At 60.2% G+C, this 24,714-nt stretch carries 29 protein-coding genes; 18 read left to right on the forward strand and 11 right to left on the reverse strand.

Features of this window, described 5'->3' with window-relative positions; genetic code table 11:
- The first annotated feature begins 47 nt into the window (after nt 1-47).
- A complete protein-coding gene (locus tag PSK12I2_RS0107435) occupies nt 48-722 on the forward strand; it encodes a heavy metal response regulator transcription factor (RefSeq protein ID WP_027597896.1) in 675 nt (224 codons plus the stop codon).
- Entirely contained in the window at nt 719-2,092 is a 1,374-nt protein-coding gene (locus tag PSK12I2_RS0107440; protein ID WP_027597897.1) for a heavy metal sensor histidine kinase, read from the forward strand. Before PSK12I2_RS0107435 ends, PSK12I2_RS0107440 begins: the two co-directional genes overlap by 4 nt.
- A gap of 278 nt (nt 2,093-2,370) precedes the next feature.
- Here the strand turns inward: PSK12I2_RS0107440 and PSK12I2_RS23820 are convergent, their stop codons facing one another.
- The 6 genes from PSK12I2_RS23820 to PSK12I2_RS0107470 all read right to left on the reverse strand — a co-directional run bounded on the left by PSK12I2_RS23820 (nt 2,371) and on the right by PSK12I2_RS0107470 (nt 8,861).
- A complete protein-coding gene (locus PSK12I2_RS23820; protein WP_051398694.1) occupies nt 2,371-3,777 on the reverse strand; it encodes a heavy metal sensor histidine kinase in 1,407 nt (468 codons plus the stop codon).
- Nucleotides 3,774-4,460, reverse strand: a complete 687-nt coding sequence (locus tag PSK12I2_RS0107450) for a heavy metal response regulator transcription factor (RefSeq protein WP_027597898.1) — start codon at nt 4,458-4,460, stop codon at nt 3,774-3,776. Before PSK12I2_RS0107450 ends, PSK12I2_RS23820 begins: the two co-directional genes overlap by 4 nt.
- Nucleotides 4,461-4,515: 55 nt before the next feature.
- Nucleotides 4,516-5,448, reverse strand: coding sequence for a copper homeostasis membrane protein CopD (gene copD / locus PSK12I2_RS0107455; protein ID WP_027597899.1), 933 nt, complete (start codon nt 5,446-5,448; stop codon nt 4,516-4,518).
- 1 nt (nt 5,449) lies between these two features.
- Nucleotides 5,450-5,827 carry a copper resistance system chaperone CopC gene (gene copC / locus PSK12I2_RS0107460; protein WP_027597900.1) on the reverse strand — a complete coding sequence of 126 codons (378 nt, stop codon included), beginning with the start codon at nt 5,825-5,827 and terminating at the stop codon, nt 5,450-5,452.
- A gap of 53 nt (nt 5,828-5,880) precedes the next feature.
- Entirely contained in the window at nt 5,881-6,750 is an 870-nt protein-coding gene (locus PSK12I2_RS0107465; RefSeq protein WP_256203959.1) for a copper resistance protein B, read from the reverse strand.
- 266 nt (nt 6,751-7,016) lie between these two features.
- Nucleotides 7,017-8,861, reverse strand: a complete 1,845-nt coding sequence (locus tag PSK12I2_RS0107470) for a copper resistance system multicopper oxidase (RefSeq protein WP_027597902.1) — start codon at nt 8,859-8,861, stop codon at nt 7,017-7,019.
- 396 nt (nt 8,862-9,257) lie between these two features.
- Here PSK12I2_RS0107470 and PSK12I2_RS0107475 point away from each other — a divergent pair, with 396 nt between their 5' ends.
- The 14 genes from PSK12I2_RS0107475 to PSK12I2_RS0107535 all read left to right on the forward strand — a co-directional run bounded on the left by PSK12I2_RS0107475 (nt 9,258) and on the right by PSK12I2_RS0107535 (nt 19,078).
- Nucleotides 9,258-9,587, forward strand: coding sequence for a hypothetical protein (locus PSK12I2_RS0107475; protein ID WP_027597903.1), 330 nt, complete (start codon nt 9,258-9,260; stop codon nt 9,585-9,587).
- A 163-nt stretch (nt 9,588-9,750) separates the two neighbouring features.
- Complete coding sequence (locus PSK12I2_RS0107480) at nt 9,751-10,047, forward strand: RAQPRD family integrative conjugative element protein (protein WP_027597904.1); 297 nt, start codon at nt 9,751-9,753, stop codon at nt 10,045-10,047.
- Nucleotides 10,044-10,283 carry a TIGR03758 family integrating conjugative element protein gene (locus PSK12I2_RS0107485; RefSeq protein ID WP_027597905.1) on the forward strand — a complete coding sequence of 80 codons (240 nt, stop codon included), beginning with the start codon at nt 10,044-10,046 and terminating at the stop codon, nt 10,281-10,283. Before PSK12I2_RS0107480 ends, PSK12I2_RS0107485 begins: the two co-directional genes overlap by 4 nt.
- 18 nt (nt 10,284-10,301) lie before the next feature.
- Nucleotides 10,302-10,667 (forward strand): TIGR03745 family integrating conjugative element membrane protein, encoded by a 366-nt coding sequence (locus PSK12I2_RS0107490; protein WP_051398696.1) that lies wholly within the window; start codon nt 10,302-10,304, stop codon nt 10,665-10,667.
- A 15-nt stretch (nt 10,668-10,682) separates the two neighbouring features.
- Entirely contained in the window at nt 10,683-11,063 is a 381-nt protein-coding gene (locus tag PSK12I2_RS0107495; RefSeq protein WP_027597907.1) for a TIGR03750 family conjugal transfer protein, read from the forward strand.
- Nucleotides 11,060-11,716, forward strand: coding sequence for a PFL_4703 family integrating conjugative element protein (locus PSK12I2_RS0107500; RefSeq protein WP_027597908.1), 657 nt, complete (start codon nt 11,060-11,062; stop codon nt 11,714-11,716). Before PSK12I2_RS0107495 ends, PSK12I2_RS0107500 begins: the two co-directional genes overlap by 4 nt.
- Complete coding sequence (locus tag PSK12I2_RS0107505; RefSeq protein ID WP_037007580.1) at nt 11,713-12,618, forward strand: TIGR03749 family integrating conjugative element protein; 906 nt, start codon at nt 11,713-11,715, stop codon at nt 12,616-12,618. The genes PSK12I2_RS0107500 and PSK12I2_RS0107505 overlap by 4 nt, the downstream gene beginning before the upstream one ends.
- On the forward strand, nt 12,602-14,104 hold the full coding sequence (locus tag PSK12I2_RS0107510) for a TIGR03752 family integrating conjugative element protein (RefSeq protein ID WP_027597910.1): 1,503 nt from the start codon (nt 12,602-12,604) through the stop codon (nt 14,102-14,104). Before PSK12I2_RS0107505 ends, PSK12I2_RS0107510 begins: the two co-directional genes overlap by 17 nt.
- Nucleotides 14,082-14,528 (forward strand): TIGR03751 family conjugal transfer lipoprotein, encoded by a 447-nt coding sequence (locus PSK12I2_RS0107515; protein WP_027597911.1) that lies wholly within the window; start codon nt 14,082-14,084, stop codon nt 14,526-14,528. Before PSK12I2_RS0107510 ends, PSK12I2_RS0107515 begins: the two co-directional genes overlap by 23 nt.
- Nucleotides 14,528-17,545, forward strand: coding sequence for a conjugative transfer ATPase (locus PSK12I2_RS23825; protein WP_051398697.1), 3,018 nt, complete (start codon nt 14,528-14,530; stop codon nt 17,543-17,545). Before PSK12I2_RS0107515 ends, PSK12I2_RS23825 begins: the two co-directional genes overlap by 1 nt.
- The gene (locus PSK12I2_RS0107525; protein ID WP_027597912.1) at nt 17,542-17,853 is read left to right on the forward strand and encodes a hypothetical protein; all 312 of its coding nucleotides are present in this window, start codon (nt 17,542-17,544) and stop codon (nt 17,851-17,853) included. The genes PSK12I2_RS23825 and PSK12I2_RS0107525 overlap by 4 nt, the downstream gene beginning before the upstream one ends.
- 32 nt (nt 17,854-17,885) lie before the next feature.
- On the forward strand, nt 17,886-18,539 hold the full coding sequence (locus PSK12I2_RS23830; protein WP_177324642.1) for a DsbA family protein: 654 nt from the start codon (nt 17,886-17,888) through the stop codon (nt 18,537-18,539).
- Nucleotides 18,520-18,699, forward strand: coding sequence for a hypothetical protein (locus tag PSK12I2_RS24825; RefSeq protein WP_156930126.1), 180 nt, complete (start codon nt 18,520-18,522; stop codon nt 18,697-18,699). Before PSK12I2_RS23830 ends, PSK12I2_RS24825 begins: the two co-directional genes overlap by 20 nt.
- The gene (locus tag PSK12I2_RS0107535) at nt 18,683-19,078 is read left to right on the forward strand and encodes a hypothetical protein (protein ID WP_027597913.1); all 396 of its coding nucleotides are present in this window, start codon (nt 18,683-18,685) and stop codon (nt 19,076-19,078) included. The genes PSK12I2_RS24825 and PSK12I2_RS0107535 overlap by 17 nt, the downstream gene beginning before the upstream one ends.
- Nucleotides 19,079-19,401: 323 nt before the next feature.
- Here the strand turns inward: PSK12I2_RS0107535 and PSK12I2_RS24555 are convergent, their stop codons facing one another.
- On the reverse strand, nt 19,402-19,812 hold the full coding sequence (locus PSK12I2_RS24555) for a VOC family protein (protein ID WP_084222071.1): 411 nt from the start codon (nt 19,810-19,812) through the stop codon (nt 19,402-19,404).
- Between the two features lie 79 nt (nt 19,813-19,891).
- A complete protein-coding gene (locus PSK12I2_RS0107540) occupies nt 19,892-20,632 on the reverse strand; it encodes an SDR family NAD(P)-dependent oxidoreductase (RefSeq protein ID WP_027597914.1) in 741 nt (246 codons plus the stop codon).
- Between the two features lie 160 nt (nt 20,633-20,792).
- Here PSK12I2_RS0107540 and PSK12I2_RS23835 point away from each other — a divergent pair, with 160 nt between their 5' ends.
- Complete coding sequence (locus PSK12I2_RS23835; protein WP_037007582.1) at nt 20,793-21,395, forward strand: TetR/AcrR family transcriptional regulator; 603 nt, start codon at nt 20,793-20,795, stop codon at nt 21,393-21,395.
- A gap of 29 nt (nt 21,396-21,424) precedes the next feature.
- Here PSK12I2_RS23835 and PSK12I2_RS0107550 read toward each other — a convergent pair whose 3' ends face one another.
- From PSK12I2_RS0107550 to PSK12I2_RS0107560, 3 genes are read right to left on the reverse strand one after another with little or no spacing between them, the layout of a single operon-like run.
- Complete coding sequence (locus tag PSK12I2_RS0107550; RefSeq protein WP_027597915.1) at nt 21,425-22,402, reverse strand: trans-acting enoyl reductase family protein; 978 nt, start codon at nt 22,400-22,402, stop codon at nt 21,425-21,427.
- Entirely contained in the window at nt 22,399-22,800 is a 402-nt protein-coding gene (locus tag PSK12I2_RS0107555) for a VOC family protein (RefSeq protein WP_027597916.1), read from the reverse strand. Before PSK12I2_RS0107555 ends, PSK12I2_RS0107550 begins: the two co-directional genes overlap by 4 nt.
- A gap of 18 nt (nt 22,801-22,818) precedes the next feature.
- Entirely contained in the window at nt 22,819-23,562 is a 744-nt protein-coding gene (locus PSK12I2_RS0107560) for an SDR family NAD(P)-dependent oxidoreductase (RefSeq protein ID WP_027597917.1), read from the reverse strand.
- Nucleotides 23,563-23,700: 138 nt separating this feature from the next.
- Between PSK12I2_RS0107560 and PSK12I2_RS0107565 the strand changes: the two genes are divergently transcribed.
- Entirely contained in the window at nt 23,701-24,591 is an 891-nt protein-coding gene (locus PSK12I2_RS0107565; RefSeq protein ID WP_027597918.1) for an AraC family transcriptional regulator, read from the forward strand.
- The last annotated feature ends 123 nt before the right edge of the window (nt 24,592-24,714 follow it).

The raw sequence follows: 24,714 nt of genomic DNA on the forward strand, positions 1-24,714 counted from the left end.
ACAGGCTTCAGCCTGCGCCGCATTCTCTACACGACCGACAAAAAACGATGCGCTTACTGATAGTGGAAGACGAAGCTCGGGCCGCGGACTACCTGCAGCAGGGTCTCACGGAGAATGGCTATGTGGTCGATCGCGCCGCGAACGGGATCGATGGTTTGCATCTCGCCCTGCAGCAGGACTACGACCTGATCTTGCTGGACATCAATCTGCCGACAATGGATGGCCTGGAGGTCCTGGAACTACTCCGGCGACGCAAGCAAACCCGGGTGATGCTGCTAACGGGCCAAAGCCGAACCAGCGAACGCGTCCGAGGACTGGACGCTGGTGCTGACGACTACTTGACTAAACCGTTCGAATTTCCAGAGTTGCTTGCCCGTATTCGCGCACTGCTACGGCGCGGGGATACGCGGCAGGTCAGCGATACGCTACAACTGGCCGATCTTGAGCTGCATCCATTTCGCCATCGTGCCTTCCGCGGTGACCAGCGGATTGACCTGACCAGTAAGGAATTCGCTCTGCTTCAGCTGCTCATGCAGCGCCAAGGCGAGGTGCTCTCGCGCACCGAAATCATCTCAAGAGTCTGGGACATGAATTTCGACTGCGACACCAACGTGGTCGAAGTCGCTGTCCGACGCCTGCGGATGAAGGTCGATGAGCCTTTTGGTGAGCCGCTTATCCATACCGTACGGGGTGTTGGCTACGTGATGGAGCGGCGGTCATGAGACCCATGAGCCTGGCCTTGCGCCTGGGACTGATTGTTACAGGCGTGGGCTTGCTTTTGGCAACCGTTTTGGTGGTTCTGGTGTACGGCGTTTTGGCCCGCGAGTTGGATAAGCGCGCAGTTGACCAGCTGCAATCTAAATTGGGACAAATCCAGCACAGCTTGGAAGAGCGCCCCACGGATCCTGGAGCACCTTGGCAGCACATGCTGGCTGACGCGCTGCTCGGTCACGACGAGCTGTCTGTGACGGTGCTGTCTTCCGACGATGGCACTCCCCTGTATGGTCTCGGCTCACACGCCTATGCTGAGGAGCTGCGACAAGGAAATTGGCCGAATGGCCAGACAATGGCCTGGCATGCCGACGACGGTCACGATTTGCTAACCGTTCGGGCGGACCTGACGATCCCAGGCTTGCCCGCGCAGCGGCTGCTGCTAAGCCAGGACCGTAGCAGCGATAATTTTCTTCTCGATGCTTTCTTGCGCGCGGCTCTGATAAGCCTACCAATATTACTGGTGCTAATCGGCGCCGCAGCTTGGTGGACAGGCTACCAGGGCCTGGCACCATTACGGCGCTTTCGCCGGACCACACGCGCCATTACCACTCGGCGGCTGTCACTGCGGCTTGACGACACCGATCTGCCTGCGGAAGTGGCTGATCTGGCAGCCGCGCTGAACACTATGCTGGAGCGGCTCAATGCCGGCGTGCAGCAGCTTGATCGCTTCGCAGACGACGTCGCGCATGAGTTACGTGCCCCTCTAGGTACGTTGGTAGGTCGTACACAGATGGTATTGAGCCGAAAGCGAGATGAGGCGACATACCGGCAGGCGTTGGAGGAATCGTTGGATGAGCTGGACCGCTTGGGCCGGATCGTCGAGGACATGCTGCTACTGGCTCGACTGGATAGCCAGGAGCCCCTGCGCTCACCGACTCGAGTGAACGTTGATCAGGAAGCGCTCAAAGTCTGTAGCCTGTTCGAAGCCTATGCCGAAGCGCACGAAATCGAGCTGGTGGTCAAAGGTCACCTTGCAGTTGAAGGTGACAAGCTGATGATTCAACGTGCGCTTTCAAATTTGCTATCGAATGCGATTCGTCACGCGCATCCTAAAACACTGGTGTATATAGAGCTGGTAGCTCAAGAACACGACGCTGGTGGCCACGTAGCTGTGATCAACCAAGGCAAGACGATTGATCCGCAGGACCTTCCCAGACTCTTCGAGCGCTTTTACCGATCGGGTAACCGGCAAACAGGCGGCAATGGACTAGGGTTGGCAATCGTCCGCGCAATCATGGCTTATCATCAAGGGCGAGCTCATGCGGAATGCCCGGAAGGAGAGACACGCTTTATACTGACGTTTCCCCCACTTGCTTGATCCGCTCGCGTCCTCAAGAGCTAAGGCAGTGTTCGCTAGCTCTCGTGGACGATATCGGTCATGTGAAGGTATTGCCTATAGTAGAGATAACTTCTTAGGCTCAAAGAAGTCCTACCGACCTTACCGCAAGTCATATAAGTAACGCCTCTTTAAACCCTATTTTCGTTTCGTCTTATGTCAAACATGGCACGGGGCATTGGACTAGTTCTTAGGCATAGGTGATGTGGGAATCAAAGGAGGAGGGATGTTCAGGGATTGTATATATTGCTAGGCCGTTATTAGGAGTGTTTACTGGTAGCTACGCGGTCAGGCCTATCCATAATCGACTTTGTGAACGACAACGTAAATGTCGTACGACTATTCTCTGAGGTACATAAGATCATGCCTCCATGCGCGTGCATTAGGGACCGTGCGATCGCCAGTCCCAGACCTGCGTTTCCGTCACCTTCTCGACGCGCAGGATCTACCCGATAGAACCGGTCAAAAATCTTCGCCAAATGCTCCGGTGGAATCTCGGGGCCAGGGTTTTCGACCCGAAGTTCGACACGGCGGCCATGGTCTTGGATGTTGACTTCAATCGTCTCCCCGGGCGGGGTATAGCGCAGGGCGTTAGATAGCAAGTTCGACACGACACGGTCGATCATCACGCTATCCGCGAAGATCAAAGCGCTTCCCGATGCCTTGAGCTGGACTCCCTTGTCCTCAGCCAGAAGCTCGTAATACCCAAACAGCTTGCTGATGACCTTACCCAGGTCTAGCTCTACCGGCTCGGGCACGATGAGCCCGTTGTCGGACTTGGCCAGGAACAGCATGCCGTCGATGATTCCAGACAGACGATTGAGCTCTTCCAGGTTAGAGGTCAGGTTCTCCTCGTACACATCCGCATCCCGTTTCTTGGCCAGAATCACCTCGGTATGGGTCCGCAGATTGCTAATCGGGGTGCGAAGCTCGTGTGCGATGTCGGCGGAGAAATTTGATAGACGCATAAACGATTCGTCCAGGCGACCGAGCATGGAATTGAAGGCGGTGATGAGCTCGCGCAATTCATCGGGTACCGGCTCCAGAGGAATACGTTCCTTCAAGGAGCCTGCGGACATCGAGGCGGCTGTCTGGGTTACCTTTGCTACCGGACGCAGCCCATTCTTGGCGACCAGCCAACCAAGTGCGGCACTCAACACGGTGCTGGCTATTAAAACGCTCCAGAACCAGCGCTCTAGCATGGCAAAGAAGTGCATATGGGTAGTGACGTCCAAAACCAGCCACGCGGCCAGCGGAGCGCTGGTTTCTGAAAATGCGACTGGCGCCTTTAAAGCCCTGAACATGTGTCCGTCGCTTTCCCACTCCCACACGGCATCGTGCTCGGTAGCCTGAGCAAGGGAAGGCACTGATGCCTGGGGAGGCTCCGCAAAAAATAGGCTTCCGTCCGCTTTGAGAAATACCGCGCTGAGATCAGGATGTGCTCCCAGCAGCGTATGCCAGCGAGTTTTGATCTGTTCCGAGTTCGCGCCGGGCTCCTGGGCGATCTGAATGATCGCTTCCATCTTTTCTTCCAGCGCCTGGGCGTCCAGAGCACGAAAGTGGTGGCGGCTCAGCTCGTTGAAAGCGATGCCCACGATGATGAGGACAGCAACAACCGCGACCACAAACATGAGGCTCAGGCGGAAGGTGAGTGAACCCTGCTTCATCCTTCGCCCTGCACGTCTAGCCTGTAACCCATTCCACGGCAGGTATGGAGCAGCTTAGTCTCAAAGCCATCGTCGATCTTGGCCCGCAACCGCCGGATCGCTACCTCGATGACATTGGTGTCGCTATCGAAGTGCATGTCCCAGACCTGGGCGGCAATTAGGGATTTGGAAAGAACCTCGCCGCGCCGGCGCATTAGCAATTCCAGCAAGGCGAACTCCTTGGTTGTAAGGTCGATTCGCGTACCACCACGCGTGACGCGGCGTGTGAGCAGATCGACCTGCAGGTCTCCGATCTGCAGGTTCGTTTGAACCGGCAAGCTGCTGATTCTACGGCGTAGCAGCGTTCGAACTCGTGCGAGAAGCTCTGAAAATGCAAACGGCTTGACCAGGTAGTCGTCAGCGCCGAGCTCCAACCCTTTGACTCGGTCATCTACTCCATCCCGTGCCGTCAGAAACAGTACCGGTACTGAGAGACCCGCAGCACGCAGGTGCCTGACGACCTCCCAACCATCGAGGCCTGGCATCATCACGTCGAGAATTAACAGGTCATAGGCTTCGGTCTGCACCTGATCGAGGGCATCCGCTCCGGTCACCACGCGATCTACCGTGAAGCCTGCCTCTCGGAGACCCTGCTGTAGATAGATGCCGGTCTTGGGCTCGTCTTCGGCTACCAGCAGTTTCATGCTCCATCCTCGGCTACGCGATCTTTTCGGGGCAGCACTAAGGGATCAGGCGGCTTCACATTCCCGCTTCCATCTCAGGGGATAGCGTACCGAGCCAAGCAATCAGTCCTAGCACTAAAACGGCGGAGCCTAGCTCCAGGGCCATGCTGTGCCGAATACACCGTGCCGCACGAGTGTAATCGCCTTGGTGGACTGCTCGCTCCAATGCCGGGCTCAAGAGAAAGCGATTGGCCGAGGCAAGCCCGATCATTACGGCGAAAAGCCCCAGCTTAGCCAGCAGCAGCACACCATAGGTGCTTTGTGCCAGGCCCCTAATTTGGGGTCCGACGATGAGAAGATAGTTCATCACACCCGTGAAGATGATCAGCACTACGATCACGGCACCGGCCCGTTCAAAGCCTGCAAGCGTGCGCGATAGGATCTGGACTGACGCCCGTGTTTCCACTTTGCTAGGCCGTAACAGCAGGGCAAAAGCTACCAGCGCGCCGAACCAGCTACTAGAAGCCCAAAGGTGAAGAATGTCTGCACTGAAGTGCCAGAAGCGGCGGGCCCCCTCGTCCATAGCGCCGTGCCCGGCCCATGCCAGTGTGGCCAGCGCCACGCCTGCCAGCAGCGAAACTGCGAGTAGGCTTGCCATTGGCCAACGAGGGTTGAAACCGATGGCCGTAGCAGCGGCAGCGAGCGCGGCCATACGAATGAGCCAGGCGGTGCCAAGCTCTGTCTCGGTGACCATCATCTCAACGTGCGGCATGGCCTCACCCCATTCCGCTGCTCCACTCATAGCCTTGGCCATTTGCACGATGGATACGGTCGAGAGCAAGAGGCCCACCACCGCGGTTGTAGCCAGCAACGGCAGGAAGGGCAACACCATACCCGAGCGGCGTTCAAGGCCACGCAAACTATAGAGACCAAAGAGCGCCAGCCCGAACAGCATCATCAAATCGGCATACAGCGCGAAGCGAAGTCCGATGCTGAACGGATCTTCCATGTTATTTGACCTTGAACGTCACACTGCCGGTAATGGGGTGAGTATCTGATGACACTGCCCGCCAATCGGCCTTATAGGTGCCCGCCGTCAAAGGCGACGCAGGTGTGATGACCATTGTCTTGGGATCACTGCCACCCGAAACAGCTGCTTTGACCGCCATTGGCGGATGCTCCATACCCGGCATCGCCGTCATGACCAGCTTTGCACCGGAAAACTGGGTTACCAGATTTTCCGAAAAGTGCAGCTCGATCTTTGCCGGAACTGCGCCTTCACTGCCTTCGGCAGGCGTCGAAGACACCAGTTTGGGATGGGCGAGAGCTAGGGCGCTGAACAGCATTCCAGCGCCGAAGAGCGTTACGAAAGATGCACGATTGAGCATACGAACTCCTACAGCCCAAAGGCTGTTCGTTGGGAACGGGGTTTATTGTTTGCTTAGAACCACATACGCACACCTAGGACTAGGCGGGCCTCACTACGGTCCTCCCCCTCTTCCCGGGCAAAATCGGCGGTGTTGTCGTAGGAGCGGCTCCAGCTGACGCCAACGTAAGGGGCGAACTCACGATATATTTCATACCGCAAGCGCACCCCAATTTCCGTTTCGGACAAACCAGAACCGATTCCGCGTTTGGGGTCGTTCTGTCCGTAAAAATTTGCTTCGGCGGTGGGCTGCAAGATCAGGCGATTGGTGAGCAAAATGTCGTAATCGCCTTCCAGCCTCAAAGCAGTTTGGCCGCCCTCTCCAAGGAAGGCGGTCGCTTCGGCCTCGAAGTTGTACAAGGCCAGGCCCTGGAGACCAAACGCGGCCCAGGTCTGCGGCGGGCCTGGTTTGAAGTCCTGCCGTACGCCACCAACCACATCCCACCAAGGGCCGATCGAGTGGCCCCACAATGCTTGTAGCTCGGCGGATTCGGTTTTTCCGTTGGTGCGCTCGCCCTCGGAGCGAATCCAGAGCCGGTCAATATCACCCCCGACCCAACCGTTGACGTCCCAATTCAGCACACTGCCGTTATCAGCGTCCTGCCACTCAAGCTGATCGAACAGCAGGAAGTAGTTGAGCGCATCGTCATGGACGGTATGGCCTTTGCCACTTTGATAGACGGCCGCCCGGCTCGCATCCGTGATGGGCGGAATAGGTGTGCGGCTTTGAGTGGGGGCTGCCGGCTTGCTGGGAGCCATGGTGGTCATTCCAGAATCCATGCCCTGCATCTTGGAATGATCCATCCCCTGCATCTGGCTGTGGTCCATGCCTTGCATCTTGGAGTGATCCATCCCCTGCATCTGACTGCTGTTCATGCACTGCATCTGGGAATGATCCGTACCCTGCATCTTGCACTTGTCCGTGCACTGCATTTTCGAGTGATCCATACCCGGCATTTTGCCGCTGTCCATGCATTGCATTTTGGAGTGGTCCATGCCACGCATTTTGCATTTGTCCATGCACTGCATCCGGCTATGGTCAGTACCAGCCCTGGTGGTATCTGCAGCAAAGGCAACGATGGGTGCCATGGTGAAGCTGGTGATAGCAAACAGCGAATAAACGTGGAATCGACTCAAGGCGATCACTGGCTTCACTCCTCTACCCGGACTTCGCGGAACATACCCATCTCCATGTGGTACAGCAGATGGCAGTGGTAGGCCCATCGCCCCAGGGCATCGGCGGTGACGCGATAGCTGCGCTTGGACCCAGGTGGCATGTCGATGGTGTGCTTGCGTACCAGGAAGTTACCTTCCTCGTCCTCTAGGTCACTCCACATTCCGTGCAGGTGAATCGGGTGCGTCATCATCGTGTCGTTTACCAGCACAATCCTCACCCGCTCGCCGTATTTGAGAACCAGAGGGTGAGCTTCGGAGAACTTGATGCCGTCGAACGACCAGGCAAACTTCTCCATGTGTCCTGTCAAGTGGAGCTCGATGGTGCGGCTCGGCTCGCGGCCGTCAGGGTCTTCGAAAGTGCTTCTGAGATCGGCGTAGGTGAGTACCTTGCGCCCGTTGTTACGCAGGCCCAGACCGGGGTCATTCAGTTTGGCAGTAGGGGACATCGCCTGCATGTCGACCAGCGGGTTGTTCTTCTCACTCGCGGGATGACTTTGCATGGTCATTCCGGCCATTCCAGACATGGAACCGGGGTCCATCCCCGCCATCGTGCCGTGATCCATGCCCCGCATAGAGGGCATCTGGCTGTGGTCCATGGCTGGCATGGGGTCGCCCCCCATACTGCTCATGGTCTGCATGCCGTCATCGGCTCCTGACTTCATGCCCTCCATGCTGCCGTGGTCCATACCGCCATGGTCCATACCGCCCATGCCCATATCGTCCATCGTGACCAACGGGCGAGGATCAAGCGGAGGAATCGGAGCCACCAAGCCATCCCGTACGGCAAGGGTGCCCCGCGCATAGCCGGTACGATCCATTGACTGGGCAAAGACCGTGTAAGCATCGCCGGTAGGCTCGACAATGACATCGTAGGTTTCGGCCACGGCAATGCGCAGCTCGTCGACCTCAACCGGATTAACGTAAAGGCCATCCGACGCTACCACGGTCATTTTCAGGCCCGGGATACGAATGTCGAAGTACGTCATGGCAGAGCCGTTGATGAATCGAAGGCGTAGCTTCTCGCCAGGACGGAACAGGCCGGTCCAATTCATGTTCGGAGCTTGGCCATTGAGCAAGTAGGTGTAGGTTGCGCCACTGACATCAGCAAGGTCCGTGGGATTCATTTTCATCTCAGCCCACATCTTGCGATCCGCAAGGGTCGCGGCCCAGCCCTTATCAGCCACATCGTTGACGAAGTCGCCAACGGTGCGTTTGTGAAAATTGTAGTAGTCGGACTGCTTCTTAAGCGTGCGCATCAGTGAGGCCGGATCTTCATCCGTCCAGTCCGTCAGCATCACCACATGCTCACGGTCGTATTTGAAAGGTTCGGGCTCTTTGGCCTCGATGATCAAGGGACCATAGACCCCTACCTGCTCTTGGAAGCCTGAGTGGCTGTGATACCAGTAGGTCCCGTTCTGCTGGAGCTTGAATCGATAGACGTACATGCCGCCCGGCTCGATGCCCGCGAAGCTCAATCCTGGCACCCCATCCATGTTTGGCGGCAGGATGATGCCGTGCCAGTGAATTGAGGTAGCCGCATCAAGCCTGTTGCGCACGCGAAGTGTCACTGTATCGCCTTCCCTCCAACGCAGCAGGGGGCCTGGCAATCCGCCGTTGATCACCATCGCTGTACGGCGCTTGCCGGTAATGTTCACTGGCATTTCGCCAATCGACAGATCGAACTCTGTACCAGTCAACGTAGTGAGCGTTGGAGAACCGGCTGCAGCCCAGCTAGGCGAACGCCAAAGCCCCAGTCCGCCCAGCATGCCGGCAGCCGTGAGGCCTTTGACGAAGGTACGTCGAGAGGTTCTTGATTCCATACGGGCAGGTCCTGGTAGCGGGGACGGCAGCGGCGCCGTGCACAGGAGTTAGAAGATTAGGCGGGAAGATGTCACAGCGCTTTATGGGGTGCGATTACATTTCTGTAAGCATCGGGGAAGCTGTTTCGCTATACGCCGCGTAAGTAACTTCATTCCATCGGTTTGAACACCCTAGTTACAGCAGCTCCCGCCGATCCAGCGTCAAGCGGCGCACTTCCATAGCGCATACTGGTCTTGCCCACCACCAGCATCACCTCACTGGCCTAGATCAAGATAACGGGGGCTAGGATCGCTCGACGCCCTGATCGCAACCTCATGAGACCCGAATACGGTTTCGCCTGGTGCGGCGACCGTGGACTACAGGACGATGGCCACCCCATCGAACTGGAGACGTCCATGTCCCCTGCCCGCTTCGAATACCACACTGAATTCTCCCCCCTTTCCTACCGCGTCCAGGAGCGCGGCTGGTTGATGTTCAAGCACGAACAGCAGACCGGCACCCCTGACGTCGCTGCTTTCCTAGCCGATCCAGAACGGCAGGCTCGCCTGCAGGCCCTGGGCGCGGACGGCTGGGAATTGGTCAGCGTGCAGCCGGTGCTGGAAGGCCGCGCCCAGATCGGTCAGCAGACCGCCCACGGCAACCAGGGGTGGGGCGTAGGCTACGCGGTGGCCACCGGCTTTCTGCTGTTTTTCAAGCGCCTCATCACCCCTTCGCAGAGTCAGTAACCAAGCGGGTTTGCAACCTATTTGGGTGCAGTAATGGTTTCCCGCTGACCTCCCTGGTGGCCCTCGGCATCCTGTGCGGCATTAACCCGCTGCCCAGGGCCCCGCTGTGAAACTGTCCCCTCCTCCACGCAAACTCTTCGCCCGCTTCGGTCTCGTCAGTGGCCTGGTCTTCACGTTTGGACTCACGACGGGCGCCGCTCGCGCCGCCGGCACCGCCAGCGAGCAAGCCAACGTCGACGTGATGATCCGCCAGCTCAACGCCGTTGAGGCGGTCGCCCGCCGCAGCGCTGAGCTGCCCAGCGATGGCAGTTCGCGCTACCACCTGGACTACAACCGACTCGCCGCCGACATCGCCCGGATACGCCAGGGCCTACAGGACTACCTGGCCCCAAGCCGTGCCCAGCCACGCGATGCGGCCGAGCTCTCCGGCCAGTACCAGCGTGAAGACGCCCAGCCATGAGCATGACCGCCGCGCAGACCGCTGCCTTTCAAGCGGCCAGCGGCCTTACGCCGGCAGCCAGCAACACCTTCTGGCTTTCGGTGGCAATGGCCATCACCACGATCTGGTTCGCGTGGCTCTCCATCAGCCTCTACAAGGGCTGGGCGAACCAGAACCTCAAAGCCGCCGCGGCCAAGGGCGCCCTCATTCGTGGGCTGCTCCTCTACTGCGTGCTGTCCTGGCTCATTTTACATTAACCCCTCGAGGAGAAATCCATGCTGTCCCTCAAACGTCTGTTCACCCTCGGCGCCCGCGCCAAAACTCAGCTGGCCTTGGCCAGCGCTGGGCTAGTGCCAGCAATTAGCCAAGCTGCCCTTCCCCAAGCCCAAGCCCCCTCGCGAGGCGAAGGGTCTACCTGGCTGGAGACACTGAAAAACTACGGATTCGACCTCATCTCGCTGTTTGCGCTGGCCTTGTGCGCCCTATGCCTGATCGTCGTCGCGGCTCACGGCATTACCGTCTACCACGAGATCCACCTGGGCAAGAAAACGTGGAAGGACCTGGGTGTGACGGTAACAATCGGTGTCGTCCTCATCGGCCTGGTGATCTTCATCGTCACCAAAGCCACCGGCATCATGTAAGGCAGGACGGCGCCGATGGACATCACCCAAGACCTGCATGAGGACGGCACCCTTCGCTTCTTGCCGAATCGCCTCAACACCCAACCCGTCGTCGTTGGCGGCCTGACCACGGACGAGATGTTCGCCACGGTCGGCATCTGTGCTGCATTTGGATTCGCAGTAGGCATCCCGTTTGCTTTCTTCGTTACACCGGCCATGCCTATTTTCGCCGCGCTGGCATGTGGCGCCCTCGGCCTGGTCTCCGCAGGGCGGATCCTGCGTCGCTGGAAGCGCGGCCGCCCGGAGACCTGGCTCTGGCGCCAAGTCGAGTGGCGCCTTGCGCACTGGGGACTGGCGGGTCGCCGTCTGGTCATCCGTAGCGGTGCCTGGACCTGCAAGCGGATGGTGGGGCTATGAGCCGCGCGTGGAAGCTGTCGGATTCGCAGCGCGCCCATATCACCACCCTACGCCTTGCCCTGGGCCTGGTCAGCGGCATCGCGATCTGGAATGGCTACGGCTGGTACAGCGCGCCTAAGGACCTGACTGTGCACGTGCCACCGGACCTGCGATCTGGAAGCACGCGTCCCTGGTGGGAGATCCCTCCCGAGTCGGTCTATTCCTACGCCTTCTACATCTTCCAGCAGATGAATAGCTGGCCAGCTGATGGCGAGAAGAACTACAGCGACAACATCGCACGCCTGACCCCTTTCATCACCCCTTCGTGCAAGGCCTATCTGGAGGGGGACGAAGCACTCAAACGCAACAGCGGCGAGCTGCGCAAACGCGTGCGCAACGTCGCGGAGATCCCCGGATCAGGCTACGGCGACGACCCCACCCGCCGCGTCCAGGTGCTCGGCAATAGCGAGTGGACGGTCATGCTGGATGTCGTTGCGAACGAGTACCTGGGCGGTGAGAAGGTCAAGACGGCGCTCACGCGCTACCCGCTCCATGTCGTCAGGTCCGACGTCGATCCCGAGAAGAACCCCTGGGGCATGAAGTGGGACTGCTACAGCGGTCAGCCACAGCGGATCGAGGCCGGCGTCGAAGTCAAAGCTCGAGGTACACCATGAGATCCCGCCACTCCCTCGCCCTGGTGCTGGGCGGCCTGCTGCTCAGCAGCCTTGCCCAGGCCATCGAGATCCGCAAGTGGGAACGTGTCCCCTTGGCCATCCCGCTCGTGGTTGGTCAGGAGCGAATCCTATTCGTTGATGCCAACGTGCGTGTCGGCGTGCCTCCCGCCATCGCTGACAAGCTCAGGGTGCAGAGCACCGGCGGCGCGATCTATCTACGGGCCAAAGACCCTATCGAGCCAAGTCGGCTGCAGCTGCAGAATGCAGCCACCGGCGAGATCATGCTGGTCGATATTGCCGCAACGCCGACGCAGGAAGGCCAGGCTGCGCTTGAGCCCATCAAAATCGTACCAGGCGACACCACGCCTACTCGCTACGGTCATGCCGCTGCAGTGGCTCCGAATTCGACGGCCAAGGCCAGCCGCCAGGCCGAAGAAGATGATGACGAGCCAGCCGCGCCCAAGCGCGAAACACCTATCCCCGTCGTGCTCACCCGCTACGCCGCCCAGATGCTCTATGCGCCGCTGCGCACCGTGGAGCCGGTGGAGGGCGTCGCCCAGGTCAAGATCGATAAGCGCCTGGACCTGTCGACGCTGCTGCCTGCCCTGCCGGTTGAGGCAATCCAACTGGGCGCCTGGCGCCTGGACGATCACTGGGTGACCGCGGTGAAGCTGCGCAACCAGACCGGCCAGCGCCTGGCCCTGGATCCGCGTGAGCTCATGGGCGACTTCGCCACCGCGACCTTCCAGCACCCCTACCTCGGCGCCCGGGGCGATGCCAGCGACACCACGGTGCTCTACCTGGTCACCCGGGATCATGGCCTTGGCCAGTCGCTGCTGCCCAGCCTGGGCGCTGCAGATCCTCGCGGCACCGCGGAGGCCCGCCATGCAGCTCAGAAGTAATCCACTCCTCAAGTATGCGCTGCTGGGGGTTCTGGTCCTGGTGGTCTATGTCGGCGTGACCCTACTGGGTAAGAGCAAGCCGCAAACGCCCGAACAGCCACAGTCCGCCCAGCTCACGCCTGAACAGGCCAAGGCGCTGGGGATCGAGGGCGACACGGCCAACGACACCCTGCGAACCATTGTCGTCGAGAGCCGGCAGCTGAAAGAGCAGTTGAACAAGGTCCTGAGGGACAACGAAGAAGCCAAGCGGGAGAACGATGGTCTCAAGGCCCAGCTGAGCAACATCAACACAACGGTCGATAGTCGCGTTCAGGCAGGCATCAACCAGGGCCTGGAGAGCCAGCAGAAGCAGACACAGGGTCTGTTCGATGGTCTGCAGAAGCAGCTCAACACCCTCTCGCAGATGGGCAGTGGCACCAGCTCTAGCGCAGACATGCCTATCGGACTTGGCATCGCTCCCGGAGAAGGCAATCAGTTCAAGAAAGGAGGCTCGGATCTCGTCTGGATCGAGCCGCAGGATGGCACCGCAGTCGATGCCAATGGCAAGCCCCTTGCTGTTGGCAGCAGCCAGGCCGCCAGCGGGTTCGCCTTCCCGACCGCCTTCGGCGCCGCCGGCCAGAAGACCCTGGACGCTGCCTCGAGTGGCGCTCAGCGCGCAGCCGATGGCATGGGGGGTGATGAGCAGTCCCGCAAAAAGGTCCGCAAGGTCTACACCCTGCCGCAGAACTCGACGCTGATGGGTTCGGTGTCCATGACCGCCCTGGTGGGCCGCGTGCCGGTCGATGGCACGGTCAACGACCCCTACCCCTTCAAGGTCCTGATCGGCCCCGACAACCTGACCGCCAACGGCATCGACCTGCCCGACGTCGCCGGCGCCGTCGTGAGCGGGACGGCCTCGGGTGACTGGACGCTGTCTTGCGTGCGCGGCCAGATCCGCAGCATGACCTTCGTCTTCACCGACGGCACCGTGCGTACCCTGCCGGCGCCGCAGGTGAACGCTGGTCAGCGAGACAACGGTCAGAACAACCAGAGCGCCTCCACCAATGGCCAGCCTGCCGCGGTTCAGGGTGGCATGGGCTGGATCAGCGATCCCTACGGCATCCCCTGTATCGCCGGCGACCGCCGCAGCAACGCTGCCCAGTACATCGGCTCCCAGGCCCTCATCACCGCCGCCGGCGCCGGCGCCGCCTCGCTGATCAAGAACGATGGCACGACTTCAAGCTACGTCCAGACCCCGAACGGCACCATCGGCACGAGCGGCATGTCCGGTAACGAGGCCATGGGCAAGATCCTGAACCAGGGCGTCAGCGACATCTCCACCTGGGTGAACAAGCTCTACGGCCAGGCCTTCGCCGCCGTCTACGTGCAGCCCGGGGCGAAGGTGGCCATCCACCTCGACCAGGAGCTGGCCATCGACTACGAACTCAAGGGCCGCAAGGTCGACTATCGGACAGGAGCTCGCCATGCCTCGGCTGCCCTCGATTAATCGCACACGACTTCAGATAGCGGCTGTACTGGCCCTGGCCCTGCTGGCCAGCGGCTGCGCGGTCGACAAGGAGAAGATGCTCCCCCATGGCGACCAGACCATGATGGACGTCTGGAATGCCGGCACCACCGGCTCGACCGGTAGCAGCCAGGGTCGCCAACTGGTCGATGCCCGGGCGGAGCTGCGCCGTCCGGTGGACACGAGCCAGGCTCGGCCGCTGGCTGACAACGCCGGCTATTCGCGCACCGCGCAGAACGAGATCTACAGCCAGTTCAAGCGCCTGCCCAATCCGGACCTGGTCATGTACGTCTTCCCGCACCTAGCCGGCTCCGACCCGGCGCCCATCCCCGGCTACACCACCGTTTTCCCGCTCTACCAGCGTGTGCAGTACGCCATGCCCGGTGAGCGGGTGGAGAACTACTGATGGGCATTTTCGAACGCCTGCGTGGCAAGAAGACCCCCAAGACTTCGACTGCTGAGCCAGCACTGGTGGAAAGCCAGCAAGCGCTTGATGAGCCAGCTGATAACACTGAGCCAGTCATTCATCCTGAATCCATCCGGGCCACCCGTGCCCTCGAGGTCGACGAGGAAGCCGCCTACCAACGCTACCTTGATCGCCTGAGAGCGCACGGTATCCCTGAGCCAGGTGCTTGGATGACGGGCAAGGAGAAGCCCGCGACGGTCGCTGACATCGCCGGCATGCACCAGGTCAATCCCAGCTTCACCAACCTGTTGCCCTGGGTCGAATACCTGCCCGAGCATCAGGCGATGCTGCTGGAAGACGGCAAGTCGCTGGCTGCCTTCTTCGACCTGGTGCCGATCGGCACCGAGGGCCGCGAAGCCAATTGGCTTCGCCAGGCCCGCGACGCCTTGGAGAACGCCCTGCAGGACGCCTTCGATGAGCTGGAGCAAAGTCCCTGGGTCATCCAGTTCTATGCCCGCGACGAGATCCAGTTCGACGGCTATCTCACGGGGCTGGCCAACTACATCCAGCCGCGCGCCCGCGGCTCCGAATTCACCAAGCTCTATCAGAGCCTGATGAAGCACCACCTGCACGCCATCGCCAAGCCGGGCGGCCTCTTCACCGACACGGCCGTGTCCCAGCTCCCCTGGCGCGGCCAGCATCGGCGCGTCCGGATGGTCGTTTCCCGCCGCAGCGTCGGCGACGGCCTGGTCAGAGGGCAGGCACCTGCCGCGTACCTCGCGAATATCTGCAGTCGGCTGACCGGCGCCCTGCGCAACGCCGGCGTGACGGCTCATCGCATGGACGAGCGCGCCATTCGCCACTGGCTCCTGCAGTGGTTCAATCCGTGCCCGGATCACCTGGGCACCTCGGCCAAGGATCAACAGCGATTCTTCGAGGTGGTCAACAGCGCCTTCGACCAGGACGAGTTGCTGGCCGAAGGCACCCTTCCCTTCCTGGCCAGCGGGACCGATTTCTCCCAGTGCCTGATGTACCGCGAGCCTCGCTCGGATGCGCAGAAGGGCCTGTGGTTCTTCGATGGCCAACCTCATCGTGTGGTGATGCTGGATCGGCTGCGCACCGCGCCGAGGACCGGTCACATGACCGGCGAGCGCAACTTTGGTGATGCCCTGCACGCCCTGTTCGACGAGATGCCCGAAGACACCGTGCTGGCCATCACGCTGGTGGCCACGCCCCAGGATACGCTCGAAGCCCACCTCAACAACCTGCACAAGAAGGCCGTCGGCGACAACCAGGCCTCCGCCCTCACCCGGGAGGCCATCAAGGACGCCCGTCAGCTGATCGGGCGCAAGCACAAGCTCTACCAGGGCAGCTTGGCCTTCTATGTCCGGGGTAAGAACGAGCAGGAGCTGGAGCAGCGCTGCAACGACCTCACCAACACCCTGACCAGCGCCGGCATCGAGCCGGTGCGGCCCGAGGATGAGGTGGCTGCACTGAACAGCTACCTGCGCTGGCTGCCCGGCAACTTCGATCCCAACCAGCCGCGGGCGCTTGAGTGGTACACCCAGCTTATGCTGGTTCAGCATGTCGCCAACCTGGCGCCCATCTGGGGCCGCTCGACCGGAACGGGACATCCGGGCATCACTCAATTCAACCGCGGTGGCAGTCCGCTGACCTTCGATCCGCTCAGCAAGCTGGATCGCCAGATGAATGCGCATGGCTTCGTCTTCGGTCCTACCGGTGCCGGCAAATCGGCGACGCTCAACAACCTCTTGATCCAGTGGCTGGCCATCTACCGGCCGCGCATCTTCGTGGCCGAAGCCGGTAACAGCTTCGGTCTGCTGGCGGACTTTGCCCAGCGTCTCGGCCTGACCGTCCATAAGGTCCGCCTGGTTCCCGGCGCTGGCGTTAGCCTGGCACCTTTCGCCGACGCCATCCGCCTGGCTGAGGATCCGGCTCACGTGGCCGTGCTCGATGCCGAGGACCTCGACGCCTCAGACGAAGCCAGCAGCCCGAAGCCCGACCTGGAGGACGATCAACGCGACGTGCTCGGCGAGATGGAGATCGTGGCTCGCCTGATGATCACCGGCGGCGAAGAAAAAGAAGACGCACGCATGACACGCGCCGACCGCGCTGCCATCCGGCACGCCATCATCAATGCCGCCAAGGCCTGTTCCAAGGCAGAGAAGACAGTGCTCACCCAGGACGTGCGCGACGCACTGAGCGAAGCTTCACGTGACGAACGCCTGCCAGCGCCACGACGGGAGCGCCTACAAGAGATGGCCGAAGCCATGGAGATGTTCTGCATGGGCGCCGATGGTGAGATGTTCAATCGGCCCGGCACGCCCTGGCCGGAAGCCGACCTGACGGTCGTGGACTTTGCCACCTACGCCCGTGAGGGCTATCAGGCACAGCTCGGCATCGCCTACATCTCACTGCTGAACTCGATCAACAACATCGCTGAGCGCGACCAGTACAAGGGCCGGCCGCTGATCAAGCTGACCGACGAAGGCCACATCATCACCAAGCACCCGCTGCTGCTGCCCTATGCGATGAAGATCACCAAGATGTGGCGGAAGCTCGGCGCCTGGTTTTGGCTGGCGACCCAGAACATTGATGACATCCCGATTTCCGGAGCGCCGATGCTCAACATGATCGAGTGGTGGATCTGCCTGAACATGCCGCCGGATGAAGTCGAGAAGATCTCCAAATTCCGCAATCTGAGTACCGCCCAGAAGGAGCTGATGCTGTCGGCACGCAAGCAGAGCGGCGCCTATACCGAAGGCGTGGTGCTCTCCAAGTCGATGGAGACACTCTTCCGCGCGGTGCCGCCCAGTCTCTATCTGGCGCTGGCCATGACGGAGCCTGAGGAGAAGGCGGAGAGGGCCCAACTGATGGAAGAGCTCGGCACCGATGAGCTGGGCGCCGCGCTGGCCGTCGCCGCCCGTTTGGACCGGTTACGGGGGATCGAACCCTACCCCTTCAAGCTGCCACCGGCTCGCGGAGCCCGGCGATGAGAGTGATGGACCAATTCACCCAGGACCTCATCGACAGCCTGACCGGCTTGCTTCGGCAACCGCACCTGCCGGAGACGCTCAACGCCCTGCAGATCTGCGCACCGGTCTTGATCAGCAACCTGCAGGCAGTGAAGTCACGCGCGGTGGATCGCCGGGAGATCGAGGCCCAGCTCGACACGGCGCTCAAGGACTGGCTGGCCAAGCATCCGCAGCCGGATGACGCACAACAGGCGCTGCTGGAGTTGCTGCATCGCGACGTGCTGGGCCGGCAGCCGGATAAACCTTCTGCCAAAGAGGCTTCGGCATGAAGAGGGGAGCTCTCTCCCGGCAACCAGCGGCAATGGCACTCATACTGCTGGCCGCGTTGCTCTATGTCCTGTGGCACCTCTTTGGATGGTTCGCAGCAGTAAAGCCAAGAGCTACACCTGAGCCACCGACCTTCATCTATGGGGCTGCCAAAGCCCGCTTCACGCTGATCGAGTACGGCGACCTGGAATGCCCTTACTGCAAGGAAGCCTACCGACAGGTCAAACAGCTGATTGATCGGCACGAAGCGCTGAACTGGCAGTGGCATCACCTGCCGCTGCCCATGCACGGCGAAGCAGCGCAGCAGGAAGCACGGCTGGTCACGTGTGCGGGATGGTTGGGCGGCAATCCGGTGTTCTGGCAGGCGGTCGAAGCCGTCTACCAGCACAGCCGCGGCAACGGCGCCGGTTTGGCAGTGCCAATCGATCAGATCGGCCTGCAACCGGCGGTATCGCTGCAGCACCTGCAGGCGTGCATCCAGGACAACACGACCGCGCGCCGGATAGTCGCTGAGCAGACCGCAACCGCAGCGCAGAAGCGGATCGAGGCCACCCCGACCTTCGAGCTCCGGGACAATCGGTCGGGCCGTACGATTCAGCTTCCATCTCTGCTGGACGATGCCGGCATGCTATCGGCCATAGACTGGCTGGCGAGTCAGGGAGGTGCGGATGCGCAGCAGCGCCAATGACATTCCCTATTGGCTCGCCAGTCTTTCCGATCGGACGCTACGGCGGCTCAACAGCCGCCTGACCTACCTATTGCGCATGATCGATGCCGAGATGCAACGCCGCGATACCCAGCCCCACCGTTTTCCAATACCAGGCAACTCCGATGAGCAATCCCGCTGAAACCTCCCTACCCGGTGTGACCGGTGGATTACCGAAGCCCTGGATCGTGTTTGAAGCCGGCAGCGCACTTCCGCCAATCAAGCTGGCGCGGATCGCTTATGGATCCCGCCACCAATGGTTCTTCTGGGTTGGCGCCCACAAGCATCAAGAATCCTACGACAGCGAACGCGAGGCCCTAGAGTCAGCCGAGCGGCTGCTCTTCACCCTCTTTCGGGACATCGCGGATCAACAGGTACTGGCTGCCCTTCGCCGAGAGGATACGTCCCTTGCGATGCGGTATGCCGAACGCCGGGGCTACTGGCAGGGGCGCCAAGAGGAAAAGAAGCTTCATCAGCTCGCCGTAGGCAATGCCTTGGCAGCGCTGCAACACCTCACCTAAAGCAGATGTCGGTTTACGAAATCCTGAAAATACCAAAAACGGAATCAGCCAATGATAGCAATCGACCCAAAGCAGCCGTTGGCGTAGGGCAGCTAGCGGCCAAAGGCTGCCTTTTAACGAACGTCTAAATATCCCGCAGACAGATCATTGCTCCAAAAACAGCCATTCGGCAGTAGCCGTATCCGAGGCAAGCCTGTCCGTAGAAATGAGGTGGAACCCGTTCGAGTCCGAAGCGCTTCTGCATGTCCCAAGTGAAACAAGGGAACAACATGTTGATCAAGGGCCGTCCTAGCTGTGACTCGATTGGGGTGCGAGGCACAGCACTAAGCAGTTAGCTGGCAAACCGCTTCCAGATTCACTCCCTCAGGACCTAGGACATACGCCGCATAGTAACTGGGGTGGTAATGGGGCCTGATGCCGGGCGCTCCGTTATCTTGTCCGCCAGCGGCAATGGCGGCCGCATAGAACGCATCGACCGCGTCACGACTCTCTGCGATCAGAGCTATGTGCGTCCCGTGACTGGGGGGAAGCGCAGCATGCAACCATAAAAACGGTTTTCCTTCAGAGCCGAACCCCAGTCGTCGAGGTGTTGAAGCTTGCGGATCGGCCTTGATGCTCATCAGCAACTCAATCCCAAGCGGCCTGAGCGCGGGTTCGTAGAAGGCTTGAGCATGCGAAATGTCCGAAACCCCGAGGCCTATATGATCGATTGCTGACCCAGCAAAGTTGCTCATCAAGTATCTCCATAAACGCTCATGAATCGGCAGGTTGGTAGAGCGCGTCGTTGACAGCGCGGGCCGCTCCGTGTGGGTATCAAATCTGAGATGCACCACCATCGGCGAACAGCTCAGCTCCATTGACATAGCTCGATGCATCGCTCGCCAGGAAGAGCGCGGCCTGACCGATCTCATATGCCTGGCCGATCCGACCGAGCGTGCTCTTCTCGCTAAGGGCATCGATCACCTCCTGCGCGTTCTCACCCAGAACGTTGCGCAGGGACGGGGTGTCCACGGGGCCAGGGCTGAGCAGATTGATGCGTACACCGGATCCTTTGATATCCAGAATCCAGCTGCGCACCAGCGAACGGAGCGCGGCCTTGGTGGCTCCGTAGACACTCAGGCCGGGGCCGGGGTTGATCGACGCGGTCGAGCCGATAACGACGATGCTGCTCCCCTTACCCATCAACGGCAGCGCGCCTTGCACAGTGAAGGTCGTGCCTTTGACATTGGTCGTGAAGAGCCGATCGAAACCTGCTTCGGTGATTGCACCCAACGGCTCGATTTCACCTGTCCCGGCATTAGCGATCAATACGTCGATACGGCCATGCACCCCGCTGATGTGGCTGAACAGCTGGGTCAGGTCACCAAGGTTCGAAATGTCCGCGCATACGGCAGAGGCGTTCTCGCCGAGGCTCTTAACGGCTTCGTCGAGCTGAGGCTGGCGGCGCCCGGTGATGACTAGCTTAGCGCCCTGGCTGGCGAAGGCTTCAGCGATGGCGAAACCCAGGCCCGAAGAGCCACCAGTGACCAGAACAACCTTGTTTTCAAACAACATGGGAAATACCTGCGTGGGTGAATATATAGTGAACACTACATAGACAGGCACCTGGGCGCAACATATTTAGTGACTGCTATATAATCCTGACTGCCGATCTGTGATTGAAATCTCTTGCAGTGATCGCTACATTAACCAAACCGACAGGAACGAGATCGCCATGAACGAGAAAAACCGGCAGCGCCGCCCTCCCTTCGACCGTGAGCAAGGGATAGCCATCGCACAGGCGCTATTTCATCAGCGCGGCTTCGACGCGGTCAGCCTGACCGACCTGACCGAGGCCATGAACATCAAGCCGCCGAGCTTTTATGCTGCATATGGCAGCAAAGCCGAGCTGTTCGAGCGCGTGATGCATCGCTACGCCAGTGAAAACGCGCTACCTATGGACAGGCTGCTGGGACCGGATCGCCCGCCCGCAGAAGCACTGACCGCACTACTGATTACCGCTGCGAAGCAGTACGGGCGAGACCGGGCTTTGCGTGGCTGTCTGATTACCGAGGGTATGCGCGCGGACGATCCGACTGCCCGCGATATGGCCGAGAAACTGGGTAACGCCGGGAACCAGGCGATACGCCGTTACCTTGATCAGTTCCGCCCGGAAGCCGGTCAGGTTCTGACTGACTACGTGCTTATTACCCTGCGGGGCCTATCGGCGGCGGCATGCAGTGGCATGTCTCGCGAGCGCCTGGCGGAAGTGGCGCAGCTTGCCGGCAAATTGATTTCCCTCGAGTTCGAAGCTTGCGACAGCGCCACGAATGTCTGAGCAACCCGCATAGACGCTACCTACGGAAGTCAGCGATCAGTGATTGTCGTTCCGGCAATGCTCTCGGCAAATTCGCCACCGAAAATGCGAGCTGGCGTTTCAAAACCAGGCTTGCGCTCGCCGCTTAACACCCGGCGCGCAGCTTCAATGGCGGCCAGCGGCGTGTAGGAATATCCGTTTACCGTTTCGATCATGGATATTGCAACGCTGCCATCCGCCGCGGTGACCTCTGCAACCGCGCAAGCCCTATGGGTGTCCCGCTCATGGGCGCTGGGACCATCAGGCAGTTGTGATAAGTCCCCCGTGGGAAAAGCCTCGCCCGAGATATGCACGAACATCGCGATGTTGGGGATGCCTGTCGAATGCCACCCCGTCACCAGATCACCGAAAGACAATGGCTGGCACGTCACCGGCCCGTCGCCAAAATCAAACTGGCGTGACTGCGAATCAGGCGTTACCACGAGTTCACCGTCGACCCTTGCGAGCAACCCTGCGCCGATAACTTCGCTGACGCTCATCGCCGAACCTCGCGACATCGACCCGGGAACCTGCAGCGCAATGTTCAGCGCATGAGGGCCCGCAACCCGCTGGGCCACATGCATAGCCAGGCAGTCCGTGGGGACAACGTCCCAGCCGACGCCAGGCAGAAGCATCACGCCCGCCTCACCAGCTTGAGCACCCAGCCGTTCCGCGAGTCGGTAGACATTGATCTCGGCCGTGATGTCTAGGTAGTCGACACCAGCCTGCATGCACGCCCGCATCAACGCCTCAGCCGTTTGCGCAAAAGGCCCTGCGAAGTTCAACAGGACGTCTATACCATCTAGCGCCTCTGCCGCCTGAGCATCTGCTCCGAACACGCGGTAAGGAACATCCAGTTGCGCGGCAAGATTTTGAAGTCGATCAACCGTACGTCCCCCTATTTCGAAAGTTAGACCCACTGCTTTCGCTCGCTCAGCGGCCATGCGCCCGGTGTAACCCGTCGCACCGTAAATCAATAATGTCTTCATTGTGCGTGCTGCCAGTTCTTGTAGACGAATTCCACACTGTAGCCATCCGGGTCGAGCACGTTCGCGGCGTAATAATTCGGATCGTAATGCAGCCGGGTACCAGGCGCGCCATTGTCAACGGCTCCCCGGCTCATAGCGGCGGCATAGGCAGCCTTGACCTCGGCCTTACTGCTCGCAACAAACCCGACGTGAGCAGCCCGCCCCTCGACCACACCCTCGCGCAGCCAGAAAAACACTCGGCCATTGGCGCCGAAGCCTTTGAGATCCGGATGACCTGGCGGGCCGTTCTTTCCGTCGTAGTCCAGACGTGCGTTGATGCCAAGCGGCGACAGTGCCGCTTCGTAAAAACGAATGGAGCGTTCAATGTCGCTAACCGATAGAAAAACATGATCCAGCACGTCATAGTCCTCGCTTGTTCAGATGTTGTAGCCGCCTGCCACTTCGATGGTCTGGGCATTGATCCAGGCGCCGTCTTCGGACAACAGCATGGTAATGACCTGCGCTACATCTTCAGGCTCACCCACCCTGCCCAGAGCGGTTTGCCCAGCCAGCATCGCCTCGAACTCGTCGTTGAGCCCGCCTCCCAACTCAGTTCGAATCGCTCCAGGTGAAACCGCATTGGCCCGTATGCGCCGATCACCGAACTCCTTGGCCATATAGCGTGTGAGCACCTCCAGCCCACCTTTAAACGCCGCATAAGGCGCCACCCCGGCCGTGGCGACGCGGGTGGTGGCGCTGGTCAGGTTGACGATGCTGGCGTTCTCTTCCAGCAATGGAAGAAGTGCCTTGGTCAGGAAGAACGGACCTTTCAAGTGAACGTTGTACAGGCCGTCGAACTGCGCTTCGCTGACCGTCTGCAACGGGTTGAATAGGCCATACCCCGCATTGTTGACCAAGCCAGTGAGCGTGCTGATGTTCCAGACGTCTCTCAAGGTCATCACGACCGCTTCTCGAAAGGCTTCGAAACTGCCCACGTTGCCAACATCGAGTTTGAGCGCAACGGCTTTACCGCCGGCCTGCTCGATACTCCCTACGACCTCCGCCGCTGCTTGGGGATTGTTGTTGTAAGTCAGGATGACACCCGTGCCACGCTGGGCAAGGTGCCGTGCCGTACTGGCACCGATACCACGGCTGCCGCCGGTGATGACAATCACGCTCATGTGGTGCTCCGCTGTCGATGAAATGAGTCACCACAGTAGCGACGCACCGCTTCGCCGACGCAGCCGTTCCTACTCCAAACTTGCCTGTTTCTGCTTTTTGCTTGTACGGCGCGTCGATCTCCGGTCAACATCCCTTCCATGAAAGATCAACTGAATGAGCTACGCATCTTGGCCGCCAAGGCCGAAAATCGCCGCACCGAAACGGGTATTCCGCGAGTCGCCATGGTTCAGGGCGATATCCCCGAGCACATGCTCGCTGCCGTCTACGACCCGATGATCAACCTGATCCTGCAAGGCAGCAAAACGATGACGGTGGGCGACCGCACCCTTCGGTATGACCCTGCGACGTATTTTGTGATGTCCATCGACCTGCCCGCGGTAGGGGCTGTCCATGCTGCGGGGACAGGCGAGCCCTACCTAGCGGTTAGCCTGACCCTCGACCCGACAGTGCTCGTTACATTGCTGGCTGACCTTCCGAAACCTATGGGGCGGTACGAAAACGACCCCGGCTTTTCGGTTGCTGCCATCACGCCAGAGTTGATGGACGCCTGGGTACGCATGCTTCGACTCATGGGCAACCCAGATGCGATTGCCGCGCTCGCCCCAGCGTACGAGCGCGAGATATTGTTTCGCGTTCTACAAGGCCCGCATGGCTGGATGTTGCGAGAGATCGCCGCACCAGACACTGCCATGGCCCGCGTGAGCCTGGCCATTCAGTGGATTCGGCGAGACTTTGCTGAACCGATCAGAGTAGAAAGCCTGGCGCAAAAAGCGGCCATGAGCGTCTCGGCGTTTCACCGGCATTTCAAAGCCGTCACTACGCTGAGCCCATTGCAGTACCAGAAACGGGTTCGCCTGCTACAGGCCCGAACCCTCATGGTCGCCAGCGCCAAAAGCGTCACGGCCGCCGCGTTCGAGGTGGGCTATGAAAGCGCCACGCAATTCACGCGGGATTATGCACGGGTGTTCGGCCTGCCTCCTGCGCGGGATGCTGCGAGAATCTTGAGCGAAACGAGAGCCGATTTGTGACATTGGCGAGATCCGATACCGATCAGCGTGCTGCGGACAGCGGCGGTCATTGTCGGAATTGCACATCCTCCATGAGCCCGGTTTAACTTATTTGCGAGTGACTGCTATTGGCCGATTCCAGCC

Source organism: Pseudomonas sp. MOIL14HWK12:I2 (genome assembly GCF_000510745.1).
Lineage (GTDB): Bacteria > Pseudomonadota > Gammaproteobacteria > Pseudomonadales > Pseudomonadaceae > Chryseomonas > Chryseomonas oryzihabitans.